22 protein-coding genes, 1 pseudogene and 2 riboswitches are annotated in these 22,255 nt (G+C 67.8%); of the genes and pseudogenes, 11 read left to right on the plus strand and 12 right to left on the minus strand.

Annotated features, from left to right (window positions below; genetic code table 11):
* Positions 1-208 precede the first annotated feature (208 nt).
* Complete coding sequence (locus BN4332_RS30810; protein ID WP_435405218.1) at positions 209-1,444, plus strand: D-alanyl-D-alanine carboxypeptidase family protein; 1,236 nt, start codon at positions 209-211, stop codon at positions 1,442-1,444.
* A 283-nt stretch (positions 1,445-1,727) separates the two neighbouring features.
* Here the strand turns inward: BN4332_RS30810 and BN4332_RS34755 are convergent.
* Positions 1,728-1,862 (minus strand): annotated as a pseudogene (locus BN4332_RS34755) (nitronate monooxygenase); the annotation flags it as partial.
* A 45-nt stretch (positions 1,863-1,907) separates the two neighbouring features.
* Positions 1,908-1,973, plus strand: a riboswitch (guanidine-III (ykkC-III) riboswitch).
* A 12-nt stretch (positions 1,974-1,985) separates the two neighbouring features.
* Between BN4332_RS34755 and BN4332_RS30820 the strand changes: the two are divergent.
* A complete protein-coding gene (locus BN4332_RS30820; RefSeq protein ID WP_066903808.1) occupies positions 1,986-2,303 on the plus strand; it encodes a DMT family transporter in 318 nt (105 codons plus the stop codon).
* 176 nt (positions 2,304-2,479) lie between these two features.
* Here the strand turns inward: BN4332_RS30820 and yhjD are convergent, their stop codons facing one another.
* From yhjD to BN4332_RS30835, 3 genes are read right to left on the minus strand one after another with little or no spacing between them, the layout of a single operon-like run.
* Positions 2,480-3,496, minus strand: coding sequence for an inner membrane protein YhjD (yhjD, locus tag BN4332_RS30825; RefSeq protein ID WP_066903810.1), 1,017 nt, complete (start codon positions 3,494-3,496; stop codon positions 2,480-2,482).
* A 20-nt stretch (positions 3,497-3,516) separates the two neighbouring features.
* Positions 3,517-4,533, minus strand: coding sequence for a tryptophan--tRNA ligase (trpS, locus tag BN4332_RS30830; protein WP_066903812.1), 1,017 nt, complete (start codon positions 4,531-4,533; stop codon positions 3,517-3,519).
* 33 nt (positions 4,534-4,566) lie between these two features.
* On the minus strand, positions 4,567-4,953 hold the full coding sequence (locus BN4332_RS30835) for a MarR family winged helix-turn-helix transcriptional regulator (RefSeq protein ID WP_066903941.1): 387 nt from the start codon (positions 4,951-4,953) through the stop codon (positions 4,567-4,569).
* 72 nt (positions 4,954-5,025) lie between these two features.
* On the opposite strand from BN4332_RS30835, the gene BN4332_RS30840 reads away from it, so the two are divergent.
* Positions 5,026-5,649 carry a TIGR03086 family metal-binding protein gene (locus BN4332_RS30840; protein ID WP_096867171.1) on the plus strand — a complete coding sequence of 208 codons (624 nt, stop codon included), beginning with the start codon at positions 5,026-5,028 and terminating at the stop codon, positions 5,647-5,649.
* Here the strand turns inward: BN4332_RS30840 and BN4332_RS30845 are convergent.
* Positions 5,640-6,431 (minus strand): exodeoxyribonuclease III, encoded by a 792-nt coding sequence (locus tag BN4332_RS30845; RefSeq protein ID WP_066903943.1) that lies wholly within the window; start codon positions 6,429-6,431, stop codon positions 5,640-5,642. The two genes, BN4332_RS30840 and BN4332_RS30845, sit on opposite strands and share 10 nt — an antisense overlap.
* A gap of 88 nt (positions 6,432-6,519) precedes the next feature.
* Between BN4332_RS30845 and BN4332_RS30850 the strand changes: the two genes are divergently transcribed.
* Positions 6,520-7,248: an epoxide hydrolase EphH gene (locus tag BN4332_RS30850; protein ID WP_066903814.1), complete on the plus strand. Its 729-nt coding sequence runs from the start codon at positions 6,520-6,522 to the stop codon at positions 7,246-7,248.
* A gap of 93 nt (positions 7,249-7,341) precedes the next feature.
* Here the strand turns inward: BN4332_RS30850 and BN4332_RS30855 are convergent, their stop codons facing one another.
* A complete protein-coding gene (locus tag BN4332_RS30855; RefSeq protein WP_066903816.1) occupies positions 7,342-9,582 on the minus strand; it encodes an NADP-dependent isocitrate dehydrogenase in 2,241 nt (746 codons plus the stop codon).
* 279 nt (positions 9,583-9,861) lie between these two features.
* Positions 9,862-9,981, plus strand: a riboswitch (SAM riboswitch).
* A gap of 168 nt (positions 9,982-10,149) precedes the next feature.
* Between BN4332_RS30855 and BN4332_RS30860 the strand changes: the two genes are divergently transcribed.
* The 3 genes from BN4332_RS30860 to BN4332_RS30870 are packed head-to-tail and all read left to right on the plus strand — an operon-like array spanning position 10,150 to position 13,360.
* A complete protein-coding gene (locus BN4332_RS30860) occupies positions 10,150-11,484 on the plus strand; it encodes a bifunctional o-acetylhomoserine/o-acetylserine sulfhydrylase (protein ID WP_066903818.1) in 1,335 nt (444 codons plus the stop codon).
* Positions 11,485-11,504: 20 nt separating this feature from the next.
* A complete protein-coding gene (gene metX / locus BN4332_RS30865) occupies positions 11,505-12,635 on the plus strand; it encodes a homoserine O-acetyltransferase MetX (RefSeq protein WP_066903822.1) in 1,131 nt (376 codons plus the stop codon).
* Positions 12,632-13,360: a class I SAM-dependent methyltransferase gene (locus tag BN4332_RS30870; RefSeq protein ID WP_066903824.1), complete on the plus strand. Its 729-nt coding sequence runs from the start codon at positions 12,632-12,634 to the stop codon at positions 13,358-13,360. Before metX ends, BN4332_RS30870 begins: the two co-directional genes overlap by 4 nt.
* Here the strand turns inward: BN4332_RS30870 and BN4332_RS30875 are convergent.
* A complete protein-coding gene (locus BN4332_RS30875; RefSeq protein ID WP_066903826.1) occupies positions 13,324-13,854 on the minus strand; it encodes a winged helix-turn-helix transcriptional regulator in 531 nt (176 codons plus the stop codon). The genes BN4332_RS30870 and BN4332_RS30875 overlap by 37 nt on opposite strands.
* 83 nt (positions 13,855-13,937) lie before the next feature.
* Here BN4332_RS30875 and BN4332_RS30880 point away from each other — a divergent pair, with 83 nt between their 5' ends.
* Entirely contained in the window at positions 13,938-14,357 is a 420-nt protein-coding gene (locus tag BN4332_RS30880; protein WP_074133241.1) for a nuclear transport factor 2 family protein, read from the plus strand.
* Here BN4332_RS30880 and BN4332_RS30885 read toward each other — a convergent pair.
* Entirely contained in the window at positions 14,347-15,888 is a 1,542-nt protein-coding gene (locus BN4332_RS30885; RefSeq protein WP_066903828.1) for an FAD-dependent monooxygenase, read from the minus strand. The genes BN4332_RS30880 and BN4332_RS30885 overlap by 11 nt on opposite strands.
* On the minus strand, positions 15,885-16,508 hold the full coding sequence (locus BN4332_RS30890) for a TetR/AcrR family transcriptional regulator (RefSeq protein WP_066903830.1): 624 nt from the start codon (positions 16,506-16,508) through the stop codon (positions 15,885-15,887). Before BN4332_RS30890 ends, BN4332_RS30885 begins: the two co-directional genes overlap by 4 nt.
* A gap of 230 nt (positions 16,509-16,738) precedes the next feature.
* On the opposite strand from BN4332_RS30890, the gene erm reads away from it, so the two are divergent.
* Positions 16,739-17,479, plus strand: coding sequence for a 23S ribosomal RNA methyltransferase Erm (gene erm, locus BN4332_RS30895; RefSeq protein WP_066903832.1), 741 nt, complete (start codon positions 16,739-16,741; stop codon positions 17,477-17,479).
* On the opposite strand, the gene BN4332_RS30900 is transcribed toward erm, so the two are convergent.
* The gene (locus BN4332_RS30900) at positions 17,476-17,769 is read right to left on the minus strand and encodes a DUF3017 domain-containing protein (protein WP_066903834.1); all 294 of its coding nucleotides are present in this window, start codon (positions 17,767-17,769) and stop codon (positions 17,476-17,478) included. The two genes, erm and BN4332_RS30900, sit on opposite strands and share 4 nt — an antisense overlap.
* The gene (locus tag BN4332_RS30905; protein WP_066903836.1) at positions 17,766-18,617 is read right to left on the minus strand and encodes a bifunctional methylenetetrahydrofolate dehydrogenase/methenyltetrahydrofolate cyclohydrolase; all 852 of its coding nucleotides are present in this window, start codon (positions 18,615-18,617) and stop codon (positions 17,766-17,768) included. The genes BN4332_RS30900 and BN4332_RS30905 overlap by 4 nt, the downstream gene beginning before the upstream one ends.
* Positions 18,618-18,655: 38 nt before the next feature.
* Here BN4332_RS30905 and BN4332_RS30910 point away from each other — a divergent pair, with 38 nt between their 5' ends.
* Both BN4332_RS30910 and BN4332_RS30915 read left to right on the plus strand, forming a co-directional pair.
* Positions 18,656-19,879 carry an NADH:flavin oxidoreductase gene (locus BN4332_RS30910; protein ID WP_066903838.1) on the plus strand — a complete coding sequence of 408 codons (1,224 nt, stop codon included), beginning with the start codon at positions 18,656-18,658 and terminating at the stop codon, positions 19,877-19,879.
* A gap of 7 nt (positions 19,880-19,886) precedes the next feature.
* Positions 19,887-20,795: a diphosphate--fructose-6-phosphate 1-phosphotransferase gene (locus BN4332_RS30915; RefSeq protein WP_066903840.1), complete on the plus strand. Its 909-nt coding sequence runs from the start codon at positions 19,887-19,889 to the stop codon at positions 20,793-20,795.
* Here BN4332_RS30915 and BN4332_RS30920 read toward each other — a convergent pair.
* Complete coding sequence (locus tag BN4332_RS30920; protein ID WP_235654340.1) at positions 20,792-22,066, minus strand: BamB-related PQQ repeat family beta-propellar protein; 1,275 nt, start codon at positions 22,064-22,066, stop codon at positions 20,792-20,794. The genes BN4332_RS30915 and BN4332_RS30920 overlap by 4 nt on opposite strands.
* Positions 22,067-22,255 lie beyond the last annotated feature (189 nt).

Genomic DNA, 22,255 nt, shown 5'->3' on the forward strand with positions numbered 1-22,255 from the left:
GCGCGAAAGTCCTCGTCGCGTAGCAACGGCCGACAGCCGTTCCCCGTCGAAGCGATCCACGACCCACCGCGGTCGACGCCATGCGCCTGTCGCCGCCCGTTTCGCCACTACCGAAACCAGAACGTGATTGTCAATTTTAACTTCTGTCACATTCGTAACAGCGTGCCTCCGTGGAATCGGGCCGTGGCTCGCCTAGTCTTCGCAAACGATGGCGACCCGGCGTATGACCCAACGACGCGTATCGGCGCGCGGTTTTTCCGTACTCGCCGCCGCGGCGATGCTGCTCGCCCCGGCCCTGATCGTGGCGCCGGTGGCCGCCGCCGATCCACCCCCGGCCGCGGAATGCCCGTACCGGGTGACCACTCCTCCTGCCGTGGATGCCTCTGAGGTCCCGAAGCCCGGCGAGGTGGCTCCCGGACCGCTGCCCGTACCCACCAAGACGATTGGCGGCGAAGCCCTTTCGGGTTGCGGCGTGGTCACCGCCGCCAACACCCCGCCGGTGCCAAACGACGTCTCGGCCGAAGCCTGGGTGGTGGCCGACCTCGACACCGGCGATGTCATCGCCGCCAAGGATCCGCACGGACGCCACCGCCCGGCCAGCATCATCAAGGTGCTGACCGCGACGGCCGCGCTCAACGAACTCAACCTCAACAAGTTGGTGGCGGGCACGCAGGAGGACGCAAACTCCGAGGGCACCCGCGTGGGCGTCGGCCCCGGCGGGCAGTACACGATCACCGACCTGCTGCACGGGCTGCTCATGCACTCCGGCAACGACGCCGCGCACGCCCTGGCCATGCAACTCGGCGGGTGGGACCCCGCCCTGCAGAAGCTGAACATCCTGGCCGGCAAGCTCGGCGGCCGTGACACTCGGGCCGCCACCCCGTCCGGTCTCGACGGCCCCGGTATGAGCACGTCGGCCTACGACATGGCGCTGTTCTACCGATATGCCTGGCAGAACCCGGTCTTCGCCGACATCGTGGCCACCCAGAACTACGACTTCCCGGGTCGCGACGGCAACCCGTCCTACCCGATCGAGAACGACAACAGGCTGCTCTACAACTACCCCGGCGCCATGGGCGGCAAGACCGGCTACACCGACGATGCGGGCCAGACCTTCGTCGGCGCCGCCAATCGCGACGGCCGGCGCCTGGTGGCCGTGCTGATGAAGGGCACCCGGGTGCCGATCGCGCCGTGGGAACAGGCCGCGCGCCTGCTCGATTACGGGTTCGCGACTCCGCCGGGCACCAAGGTCGGCACCCTAGTCGACCCCGACCCGTCGCTGATCGCCCCCAAGCGCGACGAGCCCACCGCGGCCCAGGCGGCGTCGCTGCTGCCGCCGGCGGACGCACTGCCGGTGCGGGTGGGTGTCGCGGTCGTCGGGGCGCTCATCGTCTTCATGCTGATGATGGGCGCGCGGTCACTGAACCGCCGCACCATTCGCTGACAGCAACCGATCATGAATTTGCCGATTCGGCTGACATGTAATTTCCGCAAGAGTTAAATACTCCTCGAGCCTGCCGAACCGCCGCCGCTCTCGACGGTTTGGCAGGCTCATCAATGCCAGCGTCCGAGCAGTTCAGCCGCGCCTTCTGACAGCGATTTCACGATCTCGGCCGCGGTGGCCGGGCGGGTCACCGCTCCCACCCCCTGTCCGGCATTGACGGGCGACCCCCGCAGCACGCGCTCGGGAATGTTCGCCGGCCACCGATAGCCTGCGGCCACNCGGCCGTCGCCGAACTGCCCATCCCGATCATGCCCAGGCCGCCCGCGGCCGAGACGGCGGCGGCCAGCCTGCCGCCGGCCGCACCACCCATCGGCGCGTTGACGATGGGGACCTCGATGCCCACGGATCGAGACCACATGGTTGCCAAGCTCACAGCCTGCGATGTTACGTCGTTGTTACAATGGGTGCTGCCAGCAGATGGCACCGGACGAGGCACACCCGTACCCGGCCAGCGACAAGACGGGGTGTTTGGAGGTGTGCCATGGCTTGGTTGATTCTCACCATCTCAGGCGTTCTGGAAGCGGTGTGGGCGACGGCCCTGAGCAAGACCGAAGGTTTCACCCGGCTGTGGCCGTCGGTCATCTTCGGTGTGGCGCTGGTGTTGTCGATGATCGGATTGGCCATCGCGATGCGCAGCCTGCCCCCTGGCACCAGCTACGCGGTGTGGGTCGGCATCGGCGCGGTGCTCACCGTCGCCTTCGCGATGATCACCGGCGCCGAATCCGCGTCGCTGATCAAGGTGCTGCTCATGCTCGGTGTCGTCGGCTGCATCGTGGGCCTGAAGGTCGTCAGCCACTGACGCCCGAGGAGCCGTCCTACAGCGGCCGGTAATCCGCGGGCCCGCGTTTGTCACGCTGGAGTGGCGCTCGGACGCCGGAGCCACTCCAGCGTGACAGCGTGCGCCGGGTATGCACGCCAGCGTGACGCTCGACGTCGGGCGTCACCCTGGCGTGACAACAGCCGGCGAACCCGCCACTAACGCCGAAGGAATCGCGAAAGGCCCAGGGCACCAATGGCTCCCATGGCGGCTGCGGCCAGCGCGCCGGACACTCCGATCCCCTCGCGGACCTGCACCCTGGTGACGATCTGCGCGGGGTCGGGCGGCAACACCGGCGCCTCGGCCAGGCTCTCCGTGGACGTGGCCGCCCAGGCCGTCGCGAACAGGATGAGCCGGGCGGTGACGTAGGCGAACACCATCAGACCCAGCACCGGACCGAACGTCGCACCGGCCGGGCCGTTCAACACGGTCTGCAAGTAGATCGAGGCCACCTGTTTGAAGATCTCGAAACCGACGGCCGCCAGCAGGCCGGCCCGGATCGATCGGCGGAACGGCACGGGTTCACGGGGCAATCGGGAGATGATCCAGGTGAACAGCAGCCACGAGATCGAGACCGATACGGCGATCGAGATCAGCCGCAACCCGCTTCCGAGCAACACGCCGTCGTGGAGACCGATCCAGCGCAACACCTTCCGCATCAATGCGGGGTCACCGAGCGCGGTCAGCGCGATGGTGATCACCATCGCCAGGAACGCCGACACCAGCGCGAGCAGATCCGAGAGCTTGTTGCCGACGAAGTTGGACTCGGCGTGTTGTTCCCACATCTGGCTCAGCGCCTCGCGCAGGTTCGCCATCCAGCCCAGGCCGGCCCAGATCGCGGTCGCCAGCCCGATCACACCGACGGTGCCGCGTGAGGCAATCGCGGAGTCCATCAGGGTGACGAGTTGCTGGCCGAGATCACCGGACACCGCCTGGCGGATCCGTTGCTCGATCTCCTCCAGCAGATCCGGCCGCCGCGACAGCAGGAACCCGCCTGCGGCGAAGCCGACCATCAGCAGCGGGAACAGCGCGAAGATCGTGAAATAGGTGATGCCGGCGGCATAGAAGTTGCCGCTGCAGTCGTTGTAGCGCTCCTGCGCCCGCATCACGTGGTCGAACCAGGGAAAGCGGGCACGTATCCGGGCCAGTAATCCCGGCTTCTCCGGCTCGTCCACCGCCAACCCCTCCCCGGCGCTTATGGCGTTTGCTGGAGAAACCCTATCCTGTCGTAAACCCGAGCGAGCGTCTTCCCAGCCACCTCGCGGGCGTGTTCGGCACCGGCGGCCAGGATCGACTGGAGTTCGGCCGGGTCAGCCAGCAATTCGTCCACCCGGGTCTTGATCGGGGTGACGAACTCCACCACCGCCTCGGCGGTCTCCTTCTTGAGATCGCCGTAGCCGCGGCCGGCATATCCCTCGACCAGTTTGTCGACGGTGGCGCCGGTCACCGCGGACTGTATGGTCAGCAGGTTCGAGATGCCCGGCTTGGCCTCCGGGTCGAACCGGATCTCCCGCTCGCTGTCGGTCACCGCGGAGCGGATCTTCTTGGCCGTGGCCTTCGGATCGTCCAGCAGGCTGATCAGGCCCGCGTCGGTGGCTGCCGATTTGCTCATCTTGGCCGACGGGTCCTGCAGGTCGTAGATCTTGGCGGTCGCCTTGGGGATCATCGCCTCGGGCACCACGAACGTGTCCGCGAAGCGTGCGTTCAACCGCTGCGCGAGGTCGCGGGCCAACTCCAGATGCTGCCGCTGGTCCTCACCGACCGGCACCAGGTCGGTGTCGTAGAGCAGCACGTCGGCGGCCATCAGCACCGGATAGGTGAACAGGCCGACGGTCGTGGCGTCCGTGCCCTGCTTCTGCGACTTGTCCTTGAACTGCGTCATCCGGGAGGCCTGGCCGAATCCGGTGAAACAGCCGAGCACCCAAGCCAATTGGCTGTGCTCGGGCACGTGGCTCTGAACGAACACGGTGCTGCGGGTAGGGTCGATGCCCAGCGCCAGATACTGCGCGGCGGTCACCAGCGTGCGCCGGCGCAACGTCTCGGGATCCTGCGCGACGGTGATGGCGTGCTGGTCGACGACGCAGAAGAACGCCTCGTAACCGTCCTGCAGCTGCGCCCAGTGCGTGACGGCACCCAGCGCATTGCCGAGGTGCAGCGAGTCAGAGGTGGGCTGGGCGCCCGAGAATACGACCTGTTTGCTTCCGCTACTCATGATCTTCTGATTTTCGCACTGGCGTCATCCGAGTTATTCGGGGGTCAGGCGCTTGAGCGCCCGAAGGAAGACCGCGCGCTCCTCTGCGGTCAGCTCACTCAGCCAGCGTTCCTCGCCCCGCTGAATCTCGCGCTGGGCCGCGTCCTTGACCGCGCGGCCCGCCTCGGTGATCGCCAGCAACCGCACCCGCCGGTCATCGGGGTCCGGTTCCCGCTCGATGAAGCCCTGCCGCTGCAGGTCGTCGAGGGTGCGGATGATGCGGGTTTTGTCGGCCCCGATCGCCTCGGCCAGCGCCGCCTGCGTGCGCACCGCGGACCGGTCGAGCGCGCTGAGCACGACGTAACCCCACATGGTCAGGCCGTGAGCGTCCAGCACCGGCTGCTCGGCGGCCATCAGCTCCCGCAGCAACGGCGCGAGCATGGCCGCCAGGTCCGGACGCTTCGACACCGGCTCACTGTAGGCGTTGCATGATGATATGCATGCGCTTATCGTATGTGTGTGCATACTATTGAGACCGATCTTCGCCCCTTCCACCGCGTGGCCGTGCTGCGCTCCATCGCAGCCGTCGACGCCGTCCGCATCGCCGACCTCGACCGGCCCACTCCGTGCGCGCAGTGGACGCTCGCCGATCTCCTGGCCCACATGACCGCGCAGCACCGCGGATTCGCCGCGGCCGCCCGCGGGCGCGGAGACGACAAGTCGGTGTGGGACGTGGCCACCGTGGCCGACGCCGTGCGCGCGGACCCGGCGCAGGCGTACGCCGCCGCCGCACACGACGTGCTCGCGGCCTTCGCGGCCGACGGCATCGCCGAGGCCACCTTCGCGCTGCCCGAGTTCGGACCGAACGCCACGTTCCCAGGCGCACAGGCGATCGGCTTCCATTTCGTGGACTACGCCGTGCACGGTTGGGACGTCGCGGCCAGCCTCGGGGCACCCTACGACCTACCGGCCGACGTGGTCGCCGCCGCACTCCCACTGGTACTGGCGATCCCTGACGGCGATTTCCGCGACAGCTCGCCCTCGCCGTTCGCGCGGGCCGTCAATGCCTCGCCGGCAACGGATTTCGAGAAGATCCTGGCCCATCTGGGCCGTCGCCCGGACTGGCGTCAGCCGTAGGTAACCGTCACCGGTGAGTGATCGGACCACCGCAACGCGTACAGCTCGGCCCGGTCGACACGTGCCGAACTGGCCCGCACGGCCAGCGTCGGGCTGGCCAGGTGATAGTCGATGCGCCAGCCGGCGTCGTTGTCGAAAGCCTTGCCGCGCCACGACCACCAGCTGTAGGGCCCGGCCACATCCGGATGCAGCACCCGCACCACGTCCACCCAGCCGGTGCCCAACAGCTCGGTGAGCCAGGCCCTTTCGCTGGGCAGGAAGCCGGCCTTCTTGACGTTGCCCTTCCAGTTCTTGATGTCGTTCTCGGTGTGCGCGATGTTCCAGTCACCGCACAGCACCGCATCATGGGCCAGCAGCTCGGCCATTCGGGCAGCGACGGTGGCCATGAACCGTTCCTTTTCCAGCTGACGGTCGGTCTCGGCCTCGCCGGTGGGGACATAGATGCTGGCGACCGTGACACCCGCGGTGTCCACTTCCAGGTAGCGCCCGTGCGTCTCGAACTCCTCGGACATCAGCAGCCGCGTGGCATCGATGGGATGCCGGGACAACACGGCAACGCCGTTGCGGCCCTTCACATGCGGAACCGCCGAGGCGAGGTTCCACCCGTCGGCCAGGGCCGGCGCCAAGGCGTCGCTGAGCTGCTCGTCGTCGGCCCGGGTCTCCTGCAGGCACACCACGTCGGCCTCGGTCTCCTTGAGCCACGGCAGCAGGCCGAGATTGTCGGTGGACCGCTGTTTGACCGCGGCGCGAATGCCGTTGACGTTGATGGTGCTGACGGTCAGAGGTGCCGGATATGCCACGCCCAGACCCTACCGAGCCATACCGACAAGGCCCTTGCGGTACCGGCGGTATCACCTTAATGTCTGGCGAATGGCTGAACGCGCTCCCATCCACCTGGGGTCGGGCGAACCGATCCTACTGCTGCACCCCTTCCTGCTGTCGCAGAGCGTGTGGAAGTACGTCGCACCGCAACTCGCCCAGACCGGCCGCTACGAGGTGTTCGCCCCGACCATGGCCGGCCACCACGGCGGCGCGCATGCGCCNCACATCCCCTTCGAACTCGAACGCCGCGGCCGGGCCCGCACGCTGACCGGCATCGCCCCGGCGGGCGGCTGGTCACGGTTCACGCCGGCGAAGTACGAGATCATCGCCAAGTTCATGGCGGCGCTGCCCCTGGTGCTGGCCACCGCCGCATTCCGGCAGCAACTGCTGAAACTCCCGCTGACCAAGCAGATCTCATATCTGGCCGTGAGCGCGACCCCTGAGGTGCTCAACGACAGTGACCGACACGACCTGATCGAGGACCTGGCGCATTGCCCCGCCTACTTCAAGCTCATGGTGAAGGCGCTGACCACCGCGGGCCTGATGGAGATCAAGAACTCCCGCACCCCGACGCAACTGGTGATCTGCGAGAAGGACCGGGTGCTGCCGGCACCGCGGTTCACGCGGCACTTCACCGCCAGTCTGGCCCCGGATGCCGTGGTGAAGACCCTCAAGGGCGTTGGTCACGTCCCGATGTTCGAGGCACCCGACACCATCACGCAGGTGATCACCGAATTCGTCGACCGGCACATCGATCCGGCCCGCGCGACCGGATAATCGACCACGCGCCTAGCGCATCCGGCCTGCGCCCAGATCGACAAAACGCGGGTTTCGACGATCTGAGCGCAGACTCGGACAGCTGAGCGCAGACTAGGCCTTTTCGGAGGCCGCCAGTGCCTCGTTGAGCGTCTTGCTCGGCCGCATCACCGCGGCGGTCTTCTCCGGGTCCGGGTAGTAGTAGCCGCCGATGTCGGCCGGCTTGCCCTGGGCCGCATTGAGTTCGGAGACGATGGCCTGCTCCTGCTCGGCGAGGGTCTTGGCCAGCGGGGCGAAGTGCTCGGCCAGTGCCTTGTCCTCGGTCTGCTCGGCCAGTGCCTGCGCCCAGTACAGCGCCAGGTAGAACTGGCTGCCGCGGTTGTCCAGCTCGCCGGTCTTACGCGACGGGGACTTGTTCTCGTCCAACAACTTTCCGGTCGCGGTGTCCAGCGCGGTGGCCAGCACCTTGGCCTTGGCGTTGTCGGTCTTGTTGCCGAGGTCGTCCAGGCTGGCGCCCAGGGCCAGGAACTCGCCGAGCGAATCCCAGCGCAGGTGGTTCTCCTCCACCAGCTGGTGCACGTGCTTGGGCGCCGAACCACCGGCACCGGTCTCGTACAGACCGCCGCCGGCCATCAGCGGCACGATGGACAGCATCTTGGCGCTGGTGCCCAGCTCCAGGATCGGGAACAGGTCGGTCAGGTAGTCGCGCAGGATGTTGCCGGTCGCGGCGATGGTGTCCTGACCGCGGATGACGCGCTCGATGGTGTACCGCATGGCCCACACCTGCGGCATGACCTGGATCGTCAGCCCCTCGGTGTCGTGGTCCTTGAGGTAGGTCTTGACCTTCTTGCGCAGCTCGACCTCGTGGGGCCGCTCGGTGTCCAGCCAGAACACCACCGGCATGCCGGACAGCCGGGCTCGGTTGACGGCCAGCTTGACCCAGTCCCGGATCGGGGCGTCCTTGACGACGGGCATGCGCCAGATGTCGCCCTCTTCGACCTCCTGGGACAGCAGCACCTCACCGCTGTCGATGTCGACGATCTTGGCGACACCGGCCTCGGCAATCTCGAAGGTCTTGTCGTGGCTGCCGTACTCCTCGGCCTTCTGCGCCATCAGGCCGACGTTGGGCACCGTGCCCATCGTGGTGGGGTCGAACTGCCCGTGGGTCTTACAGAAGTTGATCATCTCCTGGTAGATCCGCGAGAACGTCGACTCCGGGTTGACGGCCTTGGTGTCCTTGGTACGGCCGTCGGCGCCGTACATCTTGCCGCCGAGGCGGATCATGGCCGGCATCGACGCGTCGACGATGACATCGCTGGGCGAGTGGAAGTTCGAGATGCCCTTGGCCGAATCCACCATGGCCAGCTCGGGGCGGTGCTCATGGCAGCGGTGCAGGTCCTCGATGATCTCCTCACGCTGCGAGGCGGGCAGCGCCTCGATCTTGCTGTAGAGATCCGACAGACCGTTGTTGACGTTGACGCCGAGCTCGTCGAACAGCTTCTCGTGCTTGGCGAAGGCGTCCTTGTAGAAGACCTTGACGGCGTGGCCGAACACGATCGGGTGGCTGACCTTCATCATCGTCGCCTTGACGTGCAGCGAGAACATGACGCCGGTCTTGTAGGCGTCCTCGATCTGCTCCTCGTAGAACTCGATCAGCGCCTTCTTGCTCATGTACATCGAGTCGATGACGTCGCCCTCGTCGAGCTTCACCTCGGGCTTGAGCACGACGGTCTCGCCGGCCTTGGTTTCCAGCTCCATGCGCACGTTGCGCGCCTTGTCCAGCGTCATCGACTTCTCGCCGTGGTAGAAGTCGCCGGTCTTCATGGTGGCGACGTGGGTGCGGGAGGCCTGCGACCACTCACCCATGCTGTGCGGATGCTTCTTGGCGTACTCCTTGACCGCCTTGGGGGCGCGGCGGTCCGAGTTGCCCTCGCGCAGAACGGGGTTCACCGCACTGCCGAGGATCTTGGCGTAACGCTCCTTGAGGGCCTTCTCTTCGTCGGTCTTGGGATCGCCCGGGTAGTCCGGGATGGCGTAGCCCTTCTGCTGCAACTCCTTGATCGCGGCGGTGAGCTGCGGCACGGAGGCGCTGATGTTGGGCAGCTTGATGATGTTGGTCTCGGGCAGCTGGGTGAGACGGCCCAGCTCACCCAGATTGTCGGGAACCCGCTGCTCCTCGGTCAGATAGTCACCGAACTCGGCCAGGATGCGGGCCGCAACTGAGATGTCACTGGTCTGGATATCGATCCCGGCCGGCTCCGCAAAGGCGCGGACGATCGGCAGGAAGGAGTACGTCGCTAGCAGCGGCGCCTCGTCGGTCAGCGTGTAGATGATGGTCGGCTGCTGGGCAGTCATGGTTGCTCTCCCGGCGTCAGTCTGGGATCGACGAGGATCACTCGTTGTCACCCGCGGTTATTCGCTGCTCTCTGTATCGCGGGCCAGACTACAAGGGCGCGGGCCACAGCGAAGGAGCAGCTTTCATTACTGACCAGTAACTTTTGGTGACGCCCGGCCGTCCGCCGCCCCCGCGAGCCGCGCCGAACTGAACGTGTTCCAGTCCCGGCCACGCGACACCGGCAAACACCCGGGCCACCGACTGGCACGGGCTCAGCGCGTTGCGATAAGCTGCAGGCCGGTCATGAGCGCCAGCATCAAGCCCCGGCTTGCTGGCCGGCAACCCTCCAACCGCGGTGGGGTGCCCCGGGTGATGACCAGGTTGAGTAGCCGTAACCGGCTGCAAGGCAAGCGCGGGTCCGAAGGTACGGGCCCCCAGACAGACAGGGAAACCTGATGGAGGCCAGCCATGTGTATGTGTCGATGAACTGTCGATGTTCGCCTGTCGTCCTAGACGACGAGCCGGACGTCCGGTAACCGACCGCACCCCTACCTTCTTCTTCCCCTCACAGAGGAGACACCCCAGCCATGACAAACCCCGAAATCGTCGCCACCTGGTCCTTCGAAACCAAGCAGGTCCACGCCGGCCAGACGCCGGACAGCGCCACGAACGCCCGCGCGCTGCCGATCTACCAGACCACCTCTTACACCTTCGACAGCACAGACCATGCCGCCGCGCTGTTCGGGCTGGCCGAACCGGGCAACATTTACACCCGCATCGGCAACCCCACGACCGACGTGGTCGAGCAGCGCATCGCCGCCCTGGAAGGCGGCGTCGCCGCGTTGCTGCTGGCCTCGGGCCAGGCCGCCGAGACCTTCGCGATCCTCAACCTGGCCGGTGCCGGTGACCACATCGTGTCCAGCCCGCGGCTGTACGGCGGCACCTACAACCTGTTCCACTACACGCTGCCCAAGCTCGGCATCGAGGTCAGCTTCGTGGACAACCCCGACGATCTGGACTCGTGGCGGGCCGCGGTGCGGCCGAACACCAAGGCGTTCTTCGCCGAGTCCATCTCCAACCCCCAGATCGACATCCTCGACATCCCGAACGTGTCCGCCGTGGCGCACGAGAACGGGGTCCCGCTGATCGTCGACAACACCATCGCGACGCCCTATCTGATCCAGCCGATCGCGCTGGGCGCCGACATCGTGGTGCACTCCGCGACCAAGTACCTGGGCGGCCACGGTTCGGCCATCGCGGGTGTCATCGTCGACGGCGGCACGTTCGACTGGGCGGCAAGCGGACGGTTCCCCGGATTCACTCAGCCCGACCCCAGCTACCACGGGGTGGTGTTCGCCGAGCTCGGTGCGCCGGCATTTGCGTTGAAGGCACGCGTGCAGCTGCTGCGCGATTTGGGCAGCGCGGTCTCGCCCTTCAACGCCTTCCTCATCGCGCAGGGATTAGAAACGCTGTCGCTGCGGGTTGAACGGCACGTGGAGAACGCGCAGCGCGTCGCCGAGTTCCTGGCCGGGCACGACGGCGTGACGTCGGTGAACTACGCCGGACTTCCCACCTCGCCCTGGTACGAGCTGGGCCGCACCATCGCCCCGAAGGGCACCGGCGCGGTGCTGGCATTCGAACTGGCCGGCGGCATCGAGGCCGGCAAGGCCTTCGTCAACGCGCTGACGCTGCACAGCCACGTCGCCAACATCGGCGATGTGCGCTCGCTCGTCATCCACCCGGCCTCGACCACGCACCAGCAGCTGTCTCCCGAAGAGCAGCTGTCCACCGGCGTCACCCCCGGGCTGGTGCGGCTGGCCGTCGGTATCGAGGGCATCGATGACATCCTGGCCGACCTGGAGCAGGGGTTCGCCGCTGCCCGACCGCTGCGCGACGTGCCGCAGACTGCGGCGACGGTGTAGGACAGCGAGAGAAGTCCGGCATGACGATCACCGAAGAACCAGCCGTGTCCACCCTCCCGTTGCCTGCCGAAGGCGAAATCAGCGTGGTGCACATCGGTGCACTCACGCTGGAGAACGGCACCGTCCTTCCTGACGTGTCGATCGCCGTGCAGCGCTGGGGCGAGCTGTCCCCCGCGCGCGACAACGTGGTGATGGTGCTGCACGCGCTCACCGGCGACTCCCACGTCACGGGTCCGGCCGGAGACGGCCATCCGACGCCGGGCTGGTGGGACGGAGTGGCCGGGCCCGGCGCCCCGATCGACACCGATCAGTGGTGCGCGATCTCGACGAACGTGCTCGGCGGCTGCCGCGGCTCCACCGGCCCCGGCTCGCCGGCACCCGACGGAAAGCCTTGGGGCTCACGCTTTCCCCAGATCACGATCCGGGACCAGGTCGAGGCCGACCGGGCCGCCCTGGCCGCCTTCGGCATCACCGAGGTGGCCGCGGTGGTCGGCGGTTCGATGGGCGGCGCCCGCGCACTGGAATGGCTGGTCGGGCATCCCGACGAGGTGCGGGCCGGTCTCGTCCTCGCCGTCGGCGCCCGGGCCACCGCCGATCAGATCGGTACCCAGAGCACGCAGGTGGCCGCCATCAAGGCGGATCCGGACTGGCAGGGCGGCGACTACTACGACACCGACCGGGCGCCGCTGGCCGGCATGGAGATCGCCCGGCGCTTCGCGCACCTGACCTACCGCGGCGAGGAAGAACTCGACGACCGGTTCGCCAACGATGCCCAGGGCGACGAGGATCCCACCGCCGGCGGCCGGTACGGCGTGCAGAGTTACCTGGAATACCAGGGCGGCAAGCTCGCGGCCCGGTTCGACCCGGGAACCTATGTCACCCTGTCGGATGCGCTGTCCACCCACGACGTGGGCCGGGACCGGGGCGGGGTGGCCGCTGCGCTGCGCAGTTGTCCGGTGCCCGTGATCGTCGGCGGGATCACCTCCGACCGGCTGTACCCGATCCGTCTGCAGCAGGAGCTCGCCGAATTGCTGCCCGGCTGTAGCGGTCTGGACGTCGTCGACTCGGCCTACGGCCACGACGGCTTCCTGGTCGAGACGGAGGTGGTCGGCAAGTTGATCCGCCGCACACTGGAGCTGGCACAGCGGTGAACTCGCCCAAGCAGCGTTCCCTGTCCTTCGGCTCAGAAGCCGCGGCATACGAACGCGGCCGGCCGTCGTATCCGCCGGAGGCCATCGACTGGCTGCTTCCCGAGAACGCCCACCGCGTGCTGGACCTGGGCGCCGGTACCGGCAAGCTCACCACCCGGCTGGTCGAGCGCGGCCTCGACGTGATCGCCGTCGACCCCATCCCGGAAATGCTCGAGCTGCTGTCCAATTCACTGCCGGACACCCCGGCGCTGCTGGGCACGGCCGAGGAGATCCCGTTGGCCGACAACAGTGTCGACGCGGTGCTGGTGGCGCAGGCCTGGCACTGGTTCGACCCCGAGCGGGCGGTCAAGGAAGTCAGCCGGGTGCTGCGCCCCGGCGGCCGGCTGGGCCTGGTGTGGAACACCCGTGACGAACGCCTGGGCTGGGTCAAGGATCTGGGCCGCATCATCGGCCCCGAGCACGACCCGTTCAACAACGAGGTGACCCTGGCCGCGCCGTTCGGCGAGGTCGAACGTCACCAGGTGGAGTGGACGAGTTACCTGACGCCCCAGGCGCTCATCGACCTGGTGGCCTCCCGCAGCTACTGCATCACCTCACCCGAGCAGGTGCGGACCCGCACGCTGGACCAGGTCCGCGAACTGCTGACCACCCATCCCGCGCTGGCCAATTCCTCTGGGCTGGCGCTGCCCTACGTCACGGTGTGCGTCGGGGCCACGCTCGCCTGAGCGTCCTCGATGAACTCCCCGATCACCGCGGTGCCGGGCCCGGGCCTGGCGCCCGGTCCGGCGGTGGCGGTCGCCGTATCGGCACGGAGTTCGCCGCCGCACTCGGCACAGACCGTTCGTGCCGTTGTGACACAACCGCATTCGGTGTGGACGAGTAACGCGGGCGGCCCGTCGGCGTCGGCCTGCCACTTGTCACCCCAGGCGAGCAGTGTCGCGATCACCGGGTAGAGATCACGCCCTTTTTCGGTCAGCACGTACTCGTGGCGCGGCGGCGCGCTCTGGTACTGCCGCCGTTCCACGATCCCGTGGCCTTCGAGGTCGTCGAGACGGCCGGCCAGGATGTTCGATGCGATGCCCAGGTCACGACGAAGGTCCTCGAACCGCGTCAACCCGGCGAACAGGTCCCGCAGGATCAACGGGGTCCAGCGTGGTCCGACCACGTCGACGGCCCTCGCGATGGAGCAGGCGATGTCGCCGAACGACTGCTTGGGCATGCCGCCAGGCTAGTCCATTGCAATTAGCAATGGACTAGGGTTAGGTGGATTGCGAATTGCAATCCACTCGGAGGGGTACGGCGATGACAGCGACCACCGACTCGGTCACCGCGTTCTGTGAGGCCACCCGCGCCAACGACATCGACCGGCTGATGACCACGCTGGCGCCGGATGCCGAGCTCATCTCCCCGCTGTCCGGCCGAATGGTCTTCCGCGGACACGACGACCTGCGGGCGCTGTTCACCACGGTGTACGGCGGCCTGAAGGAGCTCGTGTGGCAGCCGGTCATCGGCGAGGGCGCGACCCGCGTCGCCGTCAGCGACGGCCGGGTCGCCGGCACCACCATCACCGACGCGCTCGTCTTCGAACTCGACGCGAACGGTCAGATCCGCCGGCTGCGTCCGCACCTGCGGCCGTGGGCCGCGACCACGATGTTCGCGCTCGCGCTGGGCCCCAAGCTCGCCCGCCACCCCGGCGTCCTGCGCCGCGCGCTCAGGCGCTGAGTTCCGCCAGGTCCGCCTCGGGCCCGAACCAGCGCTCCAAGGCGGCGCGCAGGCGCGCCGGATCAACCTCGGCGAATTCATCTGCGGCCCAGGCGACATAGCCGTCGGGACGGATCAGCAGGGCCGCGGCCGGACCGCCCGCGGACGACAGCGTGACGTCGACTCGGTCACGCCAACCCTGCGCCGCGTCGGCGTGTTTTCCGCCCGACAGGTCGAGCAACACCGGCCGGCCCGAGCGCAGCAACTCGGCGACCCGGCGACCGTCGTCGAGCGTGAAATCGGGAACGAAATATCCGGACAGCCGGTGCGGGTCGCCGACGTCATAGCGGACATCGGCACCGGAGAGCAGCCCGGCGATGTGTGCCGAGCCATCCGGTGTAGCCAGCAGTTCACCGAAAAGCGTACGTAGCGCGGACACTTCAGGGCCGGAGGCCATCAGGGCGGCCTGAGCCATGGAGTGCATCATCACCCGCTGACCCGCCGGCCACCGCTCACCGTGATAGCTGTCGAGCAGGCCGGCCGGTGCCCAACCCTGCACGGCGGCGGCCAGTTTCCAGCCCAGGTTCGCCGCATCCTGCATACCCAGGTTCAGCCCGGGCCCGCCCATGGCCGAGTGCACATGCGCGGCATCGCCCACCAAGAACACATTGCCGGCGCGGTACTGTGCCGCCTGACGGGTGTTCTGGCCGTTGATCCGCCGCAACGCATGGGGACCCGGCCCGTCCGGCGGCTCGATCGGCAGATCGGCGCCCATCACCCGCCTGGCACTGGCCCGCAACTCGTCGATGGTCAGTTCCGGCGCGTCATCGGGCAGCGTGGAACCGTATTCGATGGTCCCGACCATCGACCGCCCCGGCTGGAACTCCGCGTAGATGAGCACACCGCCATCGAAGCGGTTGTGTCCGAACGGAATCCGCCCGATGTCCGGCACGTCGATGCCGCCGAGCCCGGTGCGTAGCTCGTCGGGCAGCCGGACGTGAGCCACCCGGGCCACCACGTCGGTGGTCAGCCCGGGAAACTCGATACCGGCCTTCTTCCTGACCGGGCTGCGGCCACCGTCGGCACCGACGAGGTAGGTGGCCGGAAGCCGGTAGTCGCCCGATGCCGAGGCCACATCCAGGATGACACCGCCGGAAGCTGCTTCGAAGTCGACGAGCTCATGGCCCCAACGGATCTCCACACCCAGGCCCAGCACCCAGTCCACGAGCTGGCGCACGACCCGGGGCTGCTGGATCAGCATGCCGTACATCGGGTTGTCGGCCACGTCGGTGAACGGGACCTGCATCCCCGCGAAGATGTAGCCGTCCATCGGCTCGGGTGGCGCATCCGAGCCACTGAGCGTCTGATACAGGCCACGCAGGTCGAGTACCCGGTTGGCCTGTCCGACAATGCCGTTGGCCTTGAGCTCGGCACTGGGCTCGGACAGTCGCTCAAGCACCAGGGGCCGCACCCCGGCCAGCGCCAACTCGCCGGCCACCAGTAGCCCGTTGGGGCCCGCACCGGAGATGACGACGTCGACCTGATCTTTCACTGGTTACCTCCTGGTTCGGGCAGGCCCGCGGCCACTGCCGCGAACCCCTTGCGCAGCAGCGACGCGAAAGCCACCGGCGGATCGGAATTTCCGTATTCGTCCATCGCGACGTCGCCGACCGCGCGCACGACGGCGGCCACCAGCCGCGGATACATGTCGCGCTGCGGGTCGGTACCGGTGCGCTCGGCGATCGCCGCCACCCACTCGTCGGCCAGTCCGCGGAACGTCGCGTCGCGGATCTCGGGGATCATCAGGAGCTTTCGGACCTCGGCCAGCTGCTGGCGGGTCGGCACCGCGTTCTCATCACCGTAGACATCGGACATGTCGGCGTCCACCGGATTTATCACCGATTCGGCGATGGCGGTCCACAGCGGCTCGTCGGCCGGGCGTGAGCGCAGCATGTCGATGCTGCGCCGCAGGCGCTCCTGCTGCCGGTAGGCCAGCGCATCGTACTTACCGGCGAAGTAGTTGGTGAACGTGCGCAGCGAGACGCCGGCGAGCTTGGCAATGTCCTCGCGGGTGATGTTCTCCAATCCACGCTCGAACGCCAGCGTCAGCGCGGCATCGCTGAGCGCCCTTCGCGTGTCGAGCTTCTTACGTTCGCGCAGCCCCGAAGCCATGTCCCCCACGGTAGCCATAAAATTGCCCATTGAGCAATCTTGCCTCCTGGGCATTTGCTGTGAATCTCGATCGCCGCCGCCGCGAATTGAGTTGAGCCCCCGCGCCGGTTCACCTAACGTGGCGTCCATGTCAGTGACCTACATCCGCTTGCGCATCACCTAGCGGCGGATCTTCACGTTCTCGGAAACATCCGCCGCAGCAGCTTTGTCCCTGCGTCTGCGGAGTATCCGTGCCTTCACTTCATCATGGCCGGCATGAAACCGGCCAGAACTTCCTGTGCGATCGGCGCGTGGTCGCCGATATCGTCGACATCGTCGCGCGCACAACAGGTCCCATCGTCGAGGTCGGCGCCGGAGACGGCGCGCTCACCCTGCCGCTGCAGCGGCTGAACCGGCCGCTGACCGCCATCGAGATCGACCGGCGGCGCGCCACGCGGCTGGCGGAGCGAACCTCGGCCGAGGTGGTCAGCGCCGACTTCCTGCGCTACCGGCTGCCGCGAACACCGCACGTGGTGGTGGGCAACCTGCCCTTCCACCTGACCACCGCGATCCTGCGCCGTCTGCTGCACGCGCCGGGATGGACCGACGCCGTCCTGGTGGTGCAGTGGGAGGTGGCCCGGCGGCGGGCCGCTGTCGGCGGGGCCACCATGATGACCGCGCAGTGGTGGCCGTGGTTCGAATTCGGTTTGGCCAGAAAGATTTCCGCGGAATCGTTTCGGCCACGACCCAGTGTGGACGCCGGGCTGCTCACCATCACGCGCCGCACCGAACCCTTGGTCGACTGGGCCGACCGTCAGCGGTACCAGTCGCTGGTGCACCGGGTGTTCACCGGGCGCGGACGTGGCCTGGGCCAGATCCTGCGTCCGCACGTCGACCGACGATGGTTGGGCGCCAACCGGGTTCACCCGCACGCGCTGCCGCGCGAGCTGACCGCCGGGCAGTGGGCGGCGTTGTTCGATGCCGCAGGCTAGCTGGTGCCGAGCGGGTCGATGGTCCAGGCGATGTAGAGCACCGCCGCGCTCACGGTCGCGGTGGTGGTGAAGTCGATCGTGCGCGAGCGCACGACGAGAAGACCGGCCCGGTCATCGGTCAGCGCCAGCCGCAGCGCCGCCGCCGCACCGACGCCGATCCCGATCACCAGGGCGCCACGGCGCCAGTAGCCCGCCACCACCAAGGCGAACGCCGCGACGAAGATCAGCCCGACCAGAAGGATCGGCCACTGCCCGGCAACCACCTTGCGGACGAACTCCTTTGCCGTCACGCCAGTTTCGACTCTTCGAGCTCGACGACGTTGGTGAGCAGGAACGCCCGGGTCAACGGGCCCACCCCGCCCGGGTTGGGTGACACGTGGCCGGCCACGTCCCAGACGTCGGGGGCGACGTCACCGGTGAGCTTGCCGTCCACCCGACTCACCCCGACGTCGACGATCGCCGCGCCCGGCTTGACCATGTCCGCGGTCACCATGTGCGGCACGCCGACCGCGGCGATGATGATGTCGGCCTGACGGGTCAGCGCGGGCAGGTCCCGGGTGCCGGTGTGGCACAGCGTCACCGTGGCGTTCTCCGAACGCCGGGTGAGCAGCAGGCCCATCGGGCGGCCGACGGTGACACCGCGGCCGATCACCACGACGTGCGCTCCGGCGATCGGCACGTCGAACCGGCGCAGCAGGTGCACGATGCCGCGGGGGGTACAGGGAAGAGGCGCGTCCTTACCGAGCACCAGCCGGCCCAGGTTGGTCGGGTGCAGACCGTCGGCGTCCTTGGCCGGATCGATGCGTTCCAGCGCGGCGTTCTCGTCGAGATGCTTGGGCAGCGGCAGCTGCACGATGTAGCCCGTGCAGTCCGGGTTGGCATTGAGCTCGTCGATCGTCTCGTCGAGCTGGGCCTGGGTGATGTCGGCAGGCAGGTCGCGCCGGATCGAGTTGATCCCGACCTTGGCGCAGTCGGCGTGCTTGCCGCGCACGTAGGCCTGCGACCCGGGGTCGTCGCCGACCAGCACGGTGCCGAGGCCGGGCGTTCGCCCCGCTTCGGCCAGCTTCGCTACACGCTGCTTGAGGTCGACGAAGATCTCGTCGCGCGTGGCCTTACCGTCCAACACAATCGCACCCACAGCTGCCATTGTGTCAGGTGGCGTGGCAAGCTCCATCTATGAACACTCAGCCCAATGTGTTCACTGATGTTTTCAGTGAGGCCAAGCTCGGCCCGGTGACGCTGCGCAACCGCATCATCAAGGCCGCCACCTTCGAAGCGTCCACCCCTGATGCGCTGGTCACCGAGGATTTGATCAACTATCACCGGCTGCCCGCGGCCGGCGGTGTCGGCATGACCACCGTCGCCTATTGCGCGGTCTCCCCCGGCGGCCGCACCGACGGCTGGCAGATCTGGATGCGACCCGAAGCCGTTCCCGGGCTGATCAAGCTGACCGATGCCATCCACGCCGAGGGCGCGGCCATCAGCGCCCAGATCGGCCACGCCGGCCCGGTCGCCAACTCGCGGACCAACAAGGCCACGGCCCTGGCCCCGGTGCGGTTCTTCAACCCGCTGTCGATGCGGTTCGCCAAGAAGGCCTCGATCGACGACATCCGCGGTGTGACCGAAGCGCATGCCAATGCCGCGCGGCTGGCCATCGACGCCGGTTTCGACGCCGTCGAGGTCCACCTCGGCCACAACTACCTGGCCAGTTCGTTCCTGTCCCCGCTGATCAACCGCCGCACCGACGAGTTCGGCGGCTCGCTGGAGAACCGGGCGAAGGTGGCCCGCGGGGTGGTGCGCGCGGTGCGCGACGCCGTCGACAAGCACGGCGACCGGAAGATCGCGGTCATCGCCAAACTCAACATGACTGACGGCATCCGTGGCGGCATCCCGATCGAAGAGTCGCTGCAGACGGCGAAGTGGCTCGAGGAGGACGGTGGCCTGGACGCCATCGAACTCACCGCGGGCAGCTCACTGGTCAATCCCATGTACCTGTTCCGCGGCGGCGCGCCGGTCAAGGAGTTCGCCGCGAACTTCAAACCGCCGATCAGCTGGGGCATCCGGATGAGCGGCAACAAGTTCTTCCGCGAATACCCGTACCACGAGGCGTATCTCATGCGCGACGCGGAGAAGTTCCGCGCCGAGCTGAGCATGCCGATCATCCTCCTCGGCGGTATCACCAACCGCGAGACGATGGACCGGGCGATGGCGGCGGGCTTCGAGTTCGTCGCGATGGGCCGGGCGCTGCTGGCCGAGCCGGACCTGCTCAACCGGATCAAGGCCGAAAGCGTAAAGGGTTCTGTGAAGTCGCTGTGCACGCACTGCAATGAGTGCATGCCCACGATCTACAGCCACACCCACTGCGTGGTGACGGGAGCCCCGGACTCACTCGTGAGCTAATAGCTCCATGGTCGGCAGCCACCCCAGCGACACCATGGTCACCTACCGCTACGTGCGGGTCGGGCTGGTCGCGCTGGTGGTGTTCCTGTTGACGTCACTGGCGTTGACGTGGGCGCACAGCTGCCCGCAGGGATCGATCAGTGCGTTCTTCTACACCCACACCCACGCGGTGTTGCTGGCCTCGCTGTGCGCGATCGGCATCTGCCTGATCGCCTACAAAGGCAGCCGCGTGGGTGAGGACGCCCTGTTGAACTTCTCCGGGTTCATGGCCTTCATCGTGGCCCTGGTGCCCACCGGTCCCGCCGACCTGTGCCGGCCGTGGCTGCCCAGCGTCACCGATCCGTTCGGCGCCGTCCCCAACAACGTCGCCGCGCTGTTCGTCGCCATCGCCGCGGGCACCGGCATGTACCTGGCGCTTCAGCGGTGGCGGCGTCCCCAACCGGCGCCCGTGGCGTCCGAACCCGCCTGCGCCGAGGCCGCCACGCCGTGGAAGACCATCGCCACCGCGCTGCTTCGGGTCGAGAAGTGGCTTCCGGCAGCACTGTTGGGCATCGCCATCGCCGGGGCGCCACTGATGTTGTGGGACTGGTTCGCCGAGCACGCACACGTGATCGCCGCGGTGGCGATGTTCCTGGCGATCACCCTCGTGGCCGTCTACCACGCGTGCTACGCCAGGGCCGCCGTGCGCCGGCACCTGGCCAGGTTCTACGCGACCATCGCCGCGCTCATGCTCGTCACCGTCGTGGCCGGCGTGGTGCTGCTGATCGTCGGATGGCACTTCGGCGTGATCGCCGTCGAGCTCACGCTGACCGTGTTGTTCGCGGTGTTCTGGGCGGTGCAGACCTGGGATGTCTGGGACGCCCAGGATCGCTATCCGTCAGCAGCCGTACCCGCGCTGGCCAACACCCCCACCTAGGACGTGTAGCCGTCGATCTGCAGCGTCTGCCCGTCGCGCCGTAACACCAGCACCGCCCCCGGCACCGGTACGAAACCCTCGACGGAGTCGGCGGGTACCGCCGCGGTCTGGGCGCACGTGCGGGCATCGAACGCGCGCAGTGCGCCGCCGTCCGCTCCGTTGTCGGCGATGACGAAGCCGTCGCCGAACGATACGTAGGCCAGGCCGCTGCCCTGCCCCGGCACTCGCGTCTGATCACCGCGAATCCCCTGGGGGCCTGCACATTTCTGCTTCCCGTCCGGACCGAACAGCACGAGTTGCCTGCCACCGTCGCGACTTGAGAACAGGAAGTTGCCGGACGGCCCGGGCGACGGCTCGCCGGTACCCCGCTGTGGCATCGGGGTCACGGTCTTGTCCGCCACGTTGACGTAGACGATCCCCGGCGGCGCTCCGACCCCTCCGAACTGCACGAAGATGCCGACGGTGTTCGCCGGGGTGGCAACCGCGCCCGCATCGGCCTGGCCTTTGAATGCCTCGTGATCCCATACGGTTTCACCGTTGGCCGGGTTCACCGCGAGCACGCGGATGTCGGTGCCCCGGTCCGTCGAACACTGCAGCACCGACACCAACCATGACGGGGTGTCCACCGTGCGTTGCGGATACAGGCACTCGGCACGGGGTGCAGGCACCGTCCACATCGGGAGACCGGTCCTGGTGTCGAAGCGCACCCACACCCGGTCGTCGCGGTACACCACGAACGGTGCGTTCAGGTTGTAACCGGACTCCTGCGACAGCGCGTACATCATCCGGTTGTCGGCATTCGCCCACAACTGTTCGCCGGTCGTGGCATCGAGCCCGATCAGTTGCTGGTCGAGGAACGCCACCACCGTGGCCCCGTCGTCGAACACCCGCATGCCGCTGACCACCACACCGCCGGGCCCGGTGCGCGCGAAATGCCAGCGTTCTTTTCCGTCGGTGCCGTACGCGGTGATGCGACCGGCCCCGTACACCACGAAACCGGCTCCCGCCGCGGAGATTTCGCGATTGGGCTGATGCCTGTCGCCCTCGAAGGCCTCCGGTACCGACACGGTGAACGTGCGCTGCCCCAATTCGCCGGGCATCGGGGGAACATCGGTAGCCGGCGCCGTCGTCGCATCGACGTAACGCCCGTCGTCACCGGCACGCAAAGCCACCACCGTCACCACCGTGGCAACCACCACCGCGATCGCCGCGCCGATCGCCAGCAACTTCGCCGCGCCGCGCTCCAACCGTGGAAACGCCCTCGCCGCCAACAGGGTCGCCGCCGCCCCGNGACCAGCCGCGCCCAGGCGCCCAGCGCCGCGGCCCACACCAGAAACACCACTGCCGCGCCGGCCAGCACCGTGCCCAGCGTCCGCAGCACACCGAGCACCCGGTCGGCCGTCGTCCGCGACCCTTCAGAACCCATGCCAGCCATGGTCACACGGCGCGACACCGCCGCA

Source organism: Mycolicibacterium houstonense (genome assembly GCF_900078665.2).
GTDB classification, from domain to species: domain Bacteria; phylum Actinomycetota; class Actinomycetes; order Mycobacteriales; family Mycobacteriaceae; genus Mycobacterium; species Mycobacterium houstonense.